The organism is Polaribacter sp. Hel1_33_96 (assembly GCF_002846595.1).
Taxonomy (GTDB): Bacteria; Bacteroidota; Bacteroidia; order Flavobacteriales; family Flavobacteriaceae; genus Polaribacter.
Window position 1 is genome coordinate 1,000,533 of sequence record NZ_PJMV01000001.1, and the last position, 12,186, is coordinate 1,012,718.

Here is a 12,186-nt window from a genome sequence, read left to right on the forward strand (position 1 = left end):
AGTGCTGTAAAGGTATTCAGTGTGGATTAGGCCCTGTATGTTTTTTGTTTAGGTTGTTTTTAGTCATTTAATAAGAAAGGATGTATAAATTTACGGCATTATTAATTAAAACATAGTTTATGAGAAAAATGATTACATTACTACTTTTTATGTTTTGCAGTTTTGGTCTTTCGGCCCAAACATTAAACGTAAAAGGTGTTGTAAAAGACGCAAACTCTGGAGAGACTTTGCCAGGAGTTAGTGTTGTTATTAAAGGTACTTTTGTTGGTGTCGAAACTGATTTTGATGGTGTCTTTAAACTTTCAGATGTAAAGGTAGGATCAATCTTAGTATTTAATTATTTAGGTATGAAACCTAAAGAAGTAGTTGTTAATTCTTCTGAAATTAATGTTTTTCTGGAAGAGTCAGCAGAATCTCTTGATGAGATTGTAGTTGTTGGTTATGGAACTCAAAAGAAGAAGGAAGTTACTGGTGCGGTATCTGTATTAGATTCTAAAGCAATTGAGAAGCTTAACCCAACTAGAGTTGAGCAAGCTTTACAAGGTCAAATTGCTGGGGTTAATATTACATCTGCCTCTGGTTCTCCAGGTAGTGGATCTAATATTAGAATTAGAGGGGTTTCAACAAATGGAGATAGTAGTCCACTTATTTTAGTGGATGGTAATGTTATTTCAGATTTGTCAGTTTTAAATCCTAACGATATTAAAAGTATCAATGTTTTAAAAGATGCTACAGCGGGTATTTATGGTGTTCGTGCAGCAAATGGGGTAGTTTTAATTACAACTAAAACTGGTAGAAAAGAATCTGAGTTAAAATTCCAGTTAGATGCATATACAGGTATACAATCTACAAGTAAAAAAATCGATTTATTAAATCCAAAAGATTTTGCACTTTATGTGAATGATGCAGGAGATCAAACAAGGTTTTTTGTATATCCTAATAAAGGTACTGATTGGCAAGATGAAGTTTTTAGTGACGCGATTATTTCAAGTGTTAACTTTAGTGCGAGTGGTGGAACTAAAAAAGCAGCTTATACTTTTGGGGTATCCCACTTGGATCAAGATGGTATCGTTGGTTTAGGGAAGTCTAATTTTACAAGGTCTACCGCAAGAATAGGTTTTAATTATGATATTTTAGATAATTTAAAACTATCTACAACTGGATTATTTACAAATTCAGAAAAAAATAATTTACCAGAAGGAGGTATTGGTTCGGTTTTATATAGTGCAGTAAACGTGAATCCAGATTTAGCGATCAGAGATGAGAATGGTGATTTTTCAACTGTTGATGATATTTCACAAATTGAAATTATAAATCCATTGGCTCAAATTGCAAATAATAGTAATACCACTAGAATTGATAAATATAGTGCAACTATAGGATTAGATTATTCGTTCTGGAAAAACTTTACGGCAAGCTCTAAGTTTCAAATAAACCATGCAACTGTGCTTTATGATTCATTTAGCCCTATAGCTGATTATGGTCCAGGGAAATCTGCAAATAGAACTCAAGAATTTACTACAGATTTTTCTGATATTTATGATGATTATACTTGGGATAACTATATTAACTACACAAATACATTTAACGAAGTTCATGATTTAACCGTTTTATTAGGTACTTCTATATTTAAAACTACGGGAGAACAATTTTATGGGTTTAGTTTAGATGGTACTTTGTTAGCGCCTAGAGTTATTCAAGGTGAAATTGATAAGGGGGCAGGCTTTTTTGATAGTCGTTTATCTTCAATTTTTACGAGATTACAATATAGCTATAAAGGTAAATACTTACTATCCGCAGTATTGCGTAGAGATGGCTCAACTAGTTTTGGTCCAAATAATAAATTTGGTTATTTCCCATCAGCCTCTGTTGGTTGGAATGTTTCGGATGAACCATTTTTACAAGATAGTAAAATTATTAATACATTAAAGCTGAGAGCAAGTTATGGTGTTATTGGTAATGATAAGATTCCAGGTGGAGCATTTGTTTCATTACTAAATGGAGAAGGAGTTTATTCATCAAATAATGAAGTAACTCAAGATGATTTACTTTACGGAGTAGCAATCGGTAAAATTGGAAATCCAGATATTAGATGGGAAAAACAAAAATCTGCTAATATTGGTTTCGATGCTAGTTTTTTAGATAGAAAAATCAAACTTTCTGTAGATGCTTTTTCGAAAAGAACTGAAGATTTATTGCTTGCTCCGCAGGTTTCAGGTTTAATTGGTCCTTATGCACCCGGTGCTTCTACTCCTGTTAAAAATGCAGGAACAGTAGAGAATAAAGGAATAGAATTTAAAATTGACTATAATGACAGTTTTTCTGAAGATTTTAAATTTAATATGAGTTTCAATTTTACCACTATAGATAACGAAGTACTTTTTGTTTCAAGTGATAATGGTTTTGAAGTTGGTGGAGATTTTGGAGTTGGTTTAGGTATTAATACATCTAGAATGGAAGCAGGTTTTCCGATGGGTTATTTTCATGGTTTTCAAACAGACGGTTTGTATCAAACACAAGCAGAAATTGATGCTTTAGATGCAAATGCATCGGAAGGTACATATCATTTAGGAGCAGGTCCTGGAGATTTAAAATTCGTAGACACGAATGGAGATGGGATGATAAGCGATGATGACAAAACGTATATAGGAGATCCAATTGCGGATATAACAATGGGTTTCAATGTAGGCTTTTCATACAAAAACTTAGACTTTAGTGCAAATGCATTTGCATCTATAGGGAATGATATGGTTAGGGACTATGAGCGTAAAGATTTATTTGCAAATAGAGGTGATTATATGTTAGATAGATGGCAAGGTACTGGTACTAGTAATACCGTTCCAAGAGCGCTTTCTGGAGCATCTATAAATACAGATAATTTTTCTGACTTCTTTGTAGAAGACGCTTCTTTCGTTCGTTTACAAAATATACAAGTAGGGTATACGATTCAAGAAGACAGTTTAAAAGGTTCAGGAATCAACAAAATAAGAGTATATCTTACAGGAAATAATTTATTTACAATTACAGATTATAAAGGATATGATCCTTCAGCAAGTTCTGGCTCTCCTATTGGAGCAGGTGTAGATAAAGGATTTTATCCAGTTGCTAGTTCTTATTTGTTAGGTGTTAACTTAAATTTTTAATAAAAGATGAAGAATATAAAAATAATACAGTATTTTTTAGTAATACTAATAACTTTTTCAGCATGTGATGATTTTGTGGATGTAGATCCTATAGGGGTTGAAGCAGAAGATTACTTTAATTCTGAGGAAGAATACGAAAGTGCTCTTTTAGGAGCTTATGATTTATTGCAGGCTACATTTCAGAATGTTTTAATAAGTGTAGTTGCTTCGGATGATATTATTGCTGGTGGAGATGCATTTAATTATGATCAACCAACACTGCAGAATATCAATTCAATGATTCATACTCCTGCCGATAATAATCAGTTAAGAGAAGTATGGCAGTTAATGTATGCTGGAATTAATAGAGCTAATTATGTTTTAGAGTTTAAAGAAAAAACAGAATTTGCAGGTAGAGATGCAATTATAGCACAAGCATATTTTTTAAGAGCTTATTTTACATTTGAATTGACAAAGTTTTTTGGGGATGTTCCATTGAGTTTTGAAGAAAGAAATGGTGTAAATAGAATGGTCGACAAAAGAATTTTATTTGGACAAGAGTTTGACGTTAATAGAGTTGGTAGTATCGCAGATGTCTATAGTTTAATAGAAGAGGATTTAAAGGAAGCCATTGCGAAATTACCTGCTTCATCTCAAACGGAGGCATATAAAATCACAAAAGGTGCTGCTCAAGCATTATTGGGTAAAGTATATTTATATCATGGTACATTTGATAACTCTAAATTTGCAGAAGCTGCTAATCAACTTGGATTAGTAGCGAACAACGCAAATTATAGTTTAGTTCAAGGAGATAATTATTTAAACTTATTCGAAAGTACGGGAGAGAATGGCTCTGAAGCTGTTTTTGAAATTCAATATACAGGAGTTGAAGCTGCTGGATGGGGGTGTATTATTTGTTCTGAAGGTTCGTACTTCGTTCAATACAATGGACCAAGATCACCATATGATGGTACAGAATATAGATCAGGTTGGGGATTTAATTTACCAACACAACAGTTGTACGATTTGTTTGACGCGAACGATTTAAGAAGAGATGTTACCTTTCTTGATTTAAGAGATCAACAGGATATCTATTCTCAAGGTAGAGATGATACTGGGTTTTTTAATAAAAAATATTTACCGCGGAAAGCTGATGATAGAGTGGGTTCAGATCCATTAAATCATCCTAATAATTATAGAGCTATTCGTTTAGCAGATGTATTATTAATGGCTGCAGAGGCAGAAGTTCAGAGTGGTGGTTCAAACGGGGAATCTTATTTAAACCAAGTTAGAGAAAGAGCATATGGTAATAATAGTCAAGATTATACTGCTGCTGAAGGTTCTTTGCTAGAAGCAATTTATACAGAAAGACGTAAAGAGTTAGCCGGTGAAGGTCATCGTTTTTTCGATTTGGTTAGAACAGGTAAAGCTAAAAGTGCATTTGATGCATTTAATGCAAGCAAACCAGCAGAATTTAATACTGTAAATTACATAGAAAATAAACACGGAATTTTTCCGATACCTTTAGTGGAATTACAATTAGCAAATGCGGTAGAAAAATGGGGTCAGAACCCAAATTATTAAAAAATATAAAAGTTGAATAAAAAACAAAACAAAATGAATTTATTAAAAAGAGGATCTTATTTAGTACTACTATTATTATTAGGTGTCACCGTATCTTGTGAAAATAATGATGATGACATAGCTGAAATCACTGGTTTAGATTTCGTAGTAGCGACATTAAATGCAGAAGGAACAAAAGCAGGAGTTGTGCCAACTACCGCTTTTGGAAACGGAAACATTTTATATACTGTTGACTTTGGCGCTACAGCTGATTCAGATACAGATGTATTTCAAACAAGTGCCCCAATGGTTACTTACGATTATCCAGAAGAAACAGTAACATATACAATTACAGTAACAGCTTCTTTAGAAGGAGCACAGGATGTTTCAATTACTAAAGAACATACAGTTACTTTCGTAGTAGCTCCTCCTTCAGGCGGAGGCGGTGGAGGTGATACCAGTGCTGTAGCCGGTACTTGGAGATTAGCGCCGGAGTCTGGAGCTTTCGGAGTTGGTCCAGCATTGAATGATGTATCTTGGTTTTCTAGTTCTGCGGATGATGTAACAACAAGAGCATGTTTGTTTGATGATGAATATGTATTTAATGCGGATGGAACTTTTCAGAATGTTTTAGGAGCTGACACTTGGTTAGAAGCTTGGCAAGGTGCTGATCCTGATGATTGTGGTGCACCAGTATTTCCACATGACGGAAGCGGAGCAGCAACATACACGTATGATGCGACTTCAGGTTCGATAACACTAGATGGTAGAGGAGCTTATTTAGGTTTAGCAAAAGTTATTAATTTGGCTGAGTTGGAGTCTCCAGCTGGTGCTCCAGATTCAATAACGTATATCGCTGCTTTAGATGGTGATACTTTAGAAATAGATATTGAAGTTGCAGGTGGTGGTTACTGGTCTTATAAATTAGTTAGAGATGCAGCACCTTCTTTAGAAGGTACATGGAAATTAGCGCCAGAATCTGGAGCTTTCGGAGTTGGACCGGCATTAGATGATGTATCTTGGTTTTCTAGTTCTTCGGATGATGTAACAACAAGAGCATGTTTATTTGACGATGAATATGTGTTCAATGCAGACGGAACTTTTAATAATGTTTTAGGAGCAGACACTTGGTTAGAAGCTTGGCAAGGTGCGGACCCTGATGATTGTGGTGTTCCAGTATTTCCTCATGATGGCAGCGGAGCGGCAACATACACGTATGATGCAACTGCTGGTTCAATAACACTTGATGGTAGAGGAGCTTATTTAGGTTTGGCAAAAGTTATTAATTTGGCTGAGTTGGCATCTCCAGCAGAAGCGCCAGATTCAATAACATATATGGCTGATTTGGATGGTGATACTTTAGAAATAGATATTGAAGTTGCAGGCGGTGGTTATTGGAAATACAAATTAGTAAGACAATAATAATTAGTATAGAATTTTGAATTAATTGAATTAAAAGCCGGTATTAACTTTATTTAATACCGGCTTTTTATTTTTATTTATATAAGTAATCAACGAAACGATTTTCTTTTAATTGATTTAGTAATGATTTTAAAAGAATCAATACAATACCACAACATTAATAAAGATTTCAAATTTTATGAATTCTTAAGGATGAAGTATATTAAAGGTATTGCTGATTGTTTTGTAATTTATTTGTCATGTATGTTTTTTGTTGCGGTATCTAGAATTGATATAGTACGAAAAGAATATTACATTTATAGAAGTTTAATAAGTTAAATTATTTAATGGATGTTGCTTTTTAAGTAATCAACGATTCTAAAAAGCATTATCTCTAAAAAAAAAAAAGAAATTATGAAGAACATTTTTTTAAGATTGTTACTTTTCTTTTTCGCAATGAATGTCTTTGCTCAAAAAACAGATAAGGTTTCTGTTGTTAGTAATGAACAAGGAATGAAGTTAGTGGTTAATGGAGAAGATTTTATGATTAATGGTATGAATTGGGATTATGTTCCAATTGGTACAAATTATGCATACAGTTTATGGAAGCAACCTGATGACGTTATCAAAAGTGCTCTGGATGCGGAAATGGGATTGCTAAAAAATATGGGTGTAAACACGATTCGGGTTTATACTGGTATTCAGCCAAAGTGGATTTCTTATATCCATGAAAATTTTGGTATTTATACAATGTTAAATCACTCTTTTGGGCGCTATGGGTTAACGATTAATGGTGTTTGGACGCCTGTCACGGATTACAGGGATGCAGAAACTAAAAGCCAATTATTATCGGATGCAAAGGAGATGGCCAATACTTACAAAGGAACTCCAGGATTACTTTTATTCTTATTAGGGAATGAAAATAATTATGGTCTTTTTTGGTCTGGGGCAGAAACTGAAGATTTTCCTGAGGGAGAGGAGCAAAAGAAGGCTGTTGGTGAAAAAAGAGGTAGACCAATGTATAAATTGATGAATGAGGCTGCCATCTTAATGAAAAACTTAGATGGTTCTCATCCGGTTGCTATTTGTAATGGTGATTTTTTGTTTTCAGATATTGTTGCAGAGGAATGTCCAGATGTAGATATTTACGGCACAAATATGTATCGAGGTAAATCTTTTGGAGATGCTTTTGAAAGAGCTAGTAAGGAGTTGAATAAACCGATAATGTTTACAGAATTTGGGGCGGATGCTTTTAATGCTTTAACGAATCAAGAAGACCAAAAAATGCAGGCATTTTTTATGCTAGAAAATTGGAAGGAGATTTATCAAAATGCCGCAGGTTTAGGGAAAGCGAATAATTCTATTGGAGGATTTACATTTCAATTTAGTGATGGCTGGTGGAAATTAGGTCAAACTGAAAATTTGGATGTTCATGATAATGGAGCATCTTGGTCTAATGGAGGTTATTATTTAGATACTAAAAATGGGAGTAATAATATGAATGAAGAATGGTTTGGTATCTGTGCAAAAGGACCAACAAATTCTGCAGGATTATATACATTATACCCAAGGGCAGCATATTATGCCTTAAAACAAGCTCATAGTATAAATCCTTATGGACTTGGAGTCTCTGCTACCTCGGTAACAAATCATTTTAATAATATCCAATTAATGGATGCTGTTTTAAGAGCGAGAGGAGATAAAGCTGCTTTAGGAGGTAATGAAAAAATTAAATTAAGTAATTTAAGGGCAGAATTTACCACTTTTAATACAGGAGGATCGTTACTAACAACTGATGGTTTAGATGGTACATCTGGTGAATATCCAGACAAAACAGGTTTTGACCACATGCAATCTTATTATGTGGGAGTTCAAGGGCAACCTTCTGCAAACATGAGGGCAGAAGTAAACTTTAACATATTAGGAAATATTGCAGGAAATCCAATAGATGATATTTTTTATGAAAATGTAGGAAGAACTGTTTCATTTGCAAGTGTAAATAGTAATGGTGGTTATGAGGCTATGCCTGTTAATGATAATAATAGATTGCGTGTCTATAACGCCTCATTTGAGTGGAATGCAGAAGATTTTGAGATGAGAGGTTTTTATAGGACTGGTCATTATCATTGGGGATATGAAGGCGATTTTTTTGGCTTATACCGGGAATCATATTATGGGCCAAATTTAGATATATATAATGGGGAGATTTTAGGAATTGAAGTTGATGGTAAAGGTGCTTTAGAGGGTTTAAAAGCAGCATTTGGTCCGCAGTTATGGTGGGGAGCAAACCCAGCCGTTTTATTAAAATATAGTAAACAATTAGGTCACTATAACTTTACAGGTATTTATCATGAGGATATAGCTAGTAATACTGAAGCTCAAACATCAGGATTTATCCCGTTACCGAAAACAAAGAGAGTCACTTTGGCTATGGAAAGAAAAGGAGCAAATTTTGGAATGCAATTAGGTGCAATCTGGGGAGGACAGCCTTTAAATGGTAGAGAGTATCAAGATATTAGATACCAAAATGGATTTTCAAATGTTGTTGTTGATAAAATTAAGTCTTCAGATAATTGGGGAGGTAAAGCGAAAATAACTTTTCAAAAAGGAACTTTTAATTGGTATGCACAAGGCGCCGTTATGGGCTTAGTTGCTAATGGTGGTTTTGATCAAACACAAACGTTTACAGGATGGAAATTAAAAGATAATGGAAGCGGAAATCAATCTAACTTTTTAACTGGTTTTGCGTATAATTTCGGTAAATTCGAAATAGCACCAAACTTCTTATGGCAAAAACCATTAGTTGCTGCAATGCCAAATGATGTAAATGCTCCTGGAAGATTAAGAAATGTTGTATTGGATCCATTTGCTGTTAGAGGAAATAGAGAAACCACTGCCGGAGAACTTTTGTTAACATTTGATCCAACACCAGGAACTTGGATGTATGAGTTTAATAATGATAGAGCAGAAGATGCAAAATTTGCAATGAACCTTGGTTTTGTATATCGTCATTTACCAACAACGCAAGATGCAGCAATTGGTTTTTTAGCAAATCGTAGTTCATTTGCATTTCCAAATTCAGCACCAGCTGAAGATTTATGGGAAGTGAATTCTAGAATTGTATCTAAAATAAATCCAGAATTTGGTTTTATAGCAAACTTATATTACGGTAACGGACAATCTAATGGTAGTGATGAAAGATTAATTACAAGAGCAGGAGGTGATGTTAGAATGATTTATAATAAATTGAAAGTTATTGCAATGGCTAAATTTAACGATTGGGGGCCTTTTGATTATCACAGAGATTTTAATTTAACATATCCAGCACAATTCATGTTAGATTTATCTACATCTGTAGGGAAACCAAATTGGTTGCTTTTACCGGGCACCAAAGTTGGTTTAAGAGGAACTTGGAGATCATTAGATCAATACTCTCCTAGATACTCACCAAATCAAACATCTTCAGCTTTTGCAACTGCACCAACAATCAGTCCTGTAGGATTTGATAATGGTTCGGAATGGGAGATTAGAACATACATTCATATCAACATTGGAAAATAAATAACTTATGAAAAATATAAAATATAATTATACAAAAACTTTTTTCCTTTTAGGGCTATTATTCGTGACAGTCATAAGTTGTGAAAGAGAACTTTCGGACGATGTAGTTTTAGCTACATTTTCGGATAGTGCAGAAGTTTATATAGACGGCTTTAGTGGTGGATTAGAATATTATCCCTATGCAGATTCTCAGCAAGAAGCTTTTTCTGTGGATACAGAAGTTAAATATTCAGGTTCATCATCTATGAGGTTTGACGTTCCAAATGTTGGAGATCTTCGAGGTGCATATGCTGGTGCAATATTTCGGGATGATAATGGAGGAAGAGATTTATCTGGGTACGATGCTTTAACCTTTTATGCAAAGTCATCAAAATCAGCTGTAATTAATGACATAGGCTTTGGACAAGATTTCTTTGGAAACAAATTTCAGGTTAGTAATCAAGGTCTTCAATTATCAACGAATTGGGTTAAATATATTATTCCAATTCCTGACGCATCAAAATTAACCCAAGAACAAGGAATGTTCTGGTATGCAGAAGGACCAGAAGGACCTGTAGGTAACGAAGTAGGTTATACTTTTTGGGTAGATGAATTAAAGTATGAAAAGTTAGGTACTATTGCACAGGCAAAACCAAAAATGTTTAATGGTGAAGATAAAATTGAAACTTCTTTTATTGGAGGACGTATTCAAATAACAGGTCTTACACAAACATATAATTTAGCAACAGGAGTTAATCAAACGGTTACTGCTGGCGGGCATTATTTTAAGTTCTCTACAACAGATGTTTCTGTTGCCACAGTAACTAGATCAGGTTTAGTGTCTATCGTAGGCGAGGGAACAGCAGAAATTACAGCAACTCTTAATGGAGTTGAAGTTTCAGGTTCTCTATCCATTACCTCTCTAGGTCAATTTGTGGTAGCTGCAACACCAACAGTAAATGCAAGTAATGTAATTTCAATCTTTAGCGATGCTTATACAAATCAACCAGTAGAATATTATAATGGTTATTGGGCACCTTATCAAACAACCTTAGGACAGAATGACATTACAATAAATGGAGATAATATTATAAAATATTCTGAACTGAATTTTGTTGGTATTCAATTTACAAAGCCTACAATAGATGTTTCTCAAATGACTAATTTTCATGTAGACATACAAGTTATAAATGAATTAGATTCTGGGGATTTTGTTACAGTAAAATTACAAGATATTGGACCGGATAATACTTTTGGCACTGGAGACGATTCTGCTGCAGAAATTAAGTACTCTTCATCAGATTTAGTAGCAGGAGAATGGGTAGGTATAGACATACCTCTTTCTAGTCTCTCTAGTTTAACAGGTACATCTAATTTAGCACAAGTTGTTTTTGTTTCAGACGCAACTGTAACTGATATGTATGTTGATAATATATATTTTAATAAATAATAAGAAATAAAAAAGATACAAATATGAATTTTATTAATAAAAATAAAATTATGTCATTTGGCAAGTATTTTATAACAGCAATATTATTTGTGGTTTATAGCTGTTCAGATAACGAAACTCAAACTGTAACCACATTGAAGAAATTAGTCTTTGTAGATAACTTTGAAGTAGATGGGGCTCTAGATTCTGCAAAATGGGCTTATGATACTGGTACAGGAGATAATGGCTGGGGTAATAATGAATTACAATATTATTCTGACCGATTAGAAAATGTTGAGGTGAAAGATGGGATGTTACATATTACTGCATTGCAAGAATCTTATATGGGTTCTGGTTATACTTCAGGAAAAGTATTAACAAGAGGTTTATTTGAAACCAAATATGGTCGCTTTGAAGCTAGAATAAAGTTGCCTTGGGGCCAAGGCTTGTGGCCCGCTTTTTGGCTACTTGGTGATGATGCTGAGGGCACTGTTATTTGGCCGAAAATAGGTGAAATTGATATTATGGAGTATGTTGGTCAAGAACCAACAATTGCGCATGGTAGCATTCATGGTCCCGGTTATTCAGCCGGCGAAGCAGTCACAAAAAGTTATACTTTAGAAAACAGCCGATTTGATACAGACTTTCATGTTTTTGGAATTGAATGGGGCCCAAACTACATTAATTATTATATTGATGACGTTTTATATAACCAAATAACACCAAGTGATTTACCAGAAGGAACTAAATGGGTTTTTAATGATAACCAGTTTTATCTTATTCTAAACATGGCTGTCGGGGGGTCTTTTGTAGGTTCACCAAATGCTGAAACTGAGTTTCCACAAAAAATGGTAGTAGATTACGTCAAAGTATATCAGTAAAAAATCAATTTAGAATAGAATGATGGTAATTAATTATACCATCATTCTATTTTTTAAAAATATTTTCGCTTTAAATTTTTATTTAAGACTCACTTCAATATATCTAACTGAATTCTTCAATAAAAGATAGTTTAACAGAAATTTATGAAATGACATTATTTGGAAGTTTTTTATGCGCAATAAAAAATCAACTAAAGTCTAAATAAAGTATAGTAAAACTATAGATAAGATAAAATATAAATATAATCAA

General features: G+C 33.8%; 6 protein-coding genes. All 6 read left to right on the forward strand.

Annotated elements, in window-relative coordinates; translation table 11 throughout:
- Window positions 1–119 precede the first annotated feature (119 nt).
- Window positions 120–3,143, forward strand: a complete 3,024-nt coding sequence (locus tag ATE90_RS04450) for a SusC/RagA family TonB-linked outer membrane protein (protein WP_036786802.1) — start codon at window positions 120–122, stop codon at window positions 3,141–3,143.
- 6 nt (window positions 3,144–3,149) lie between these two features.
- Complete coding sequence (locus ATE90_RS04455; protein ID WP_036786800.1) at window positions 3,150–4,706, forward strand: RagB/SusD family nutrient uptake outer membrane protein; 1,557 nt, start codon at window positions 3,150–3,152, stop codon at window positions 4,704–4,706.
- A 33-nt stretch (window positions 4,707–4,739) separates the two neighbouring features.
- Entirely contained in the window at window positions 4,740–6,107 is a 1,368-nt protein-coding gene (locus ATE90_RS04460; RefSeq protein WP_052107558.1) for a hypothetical protein, read from the forward strand.
- 393 nt (window positions 6,108–6,500) lie between these two features.
- Window positions 6,501–9,647, forward strand: coding sequence for a glycosidase (locus ATE90_RS04465; protein ID WP_180335171.1), 3,147 nt, complete (start codon window positions 6,501–6,503; stop codon window positions 9,645–9,647).
- A gap of 7 nt (window positions 9,648–9,654) precedes the next feature.
- Window positions 9,655–11,076 carry a hypothetical protein gene (locus ATE90_RS04470; RefSeq protein WP_036786796.1) on the forward strand — a complete coding sequence of 474 codons (1,422 nt, stop codon included), beginning with the start codon at window positions 9,655–9,657 and terminating at the stop codon, window positions 11,074–11,076.
- A 23-nt stretch (window positions 11,077–11,099) separates the two neighbouring features.
- Entirely contained in the window at window positions 11,100–11,936 is an 837-nt protein-coding gene (locus ATE90_RS04475; protein ID WP_052107556.1) for a glycoside hydrolase family 16 protein, read from the forward strand.
- The last annotated feature ends 250 nt before the right edge of the window (window positions 11,937–12,186 follow it).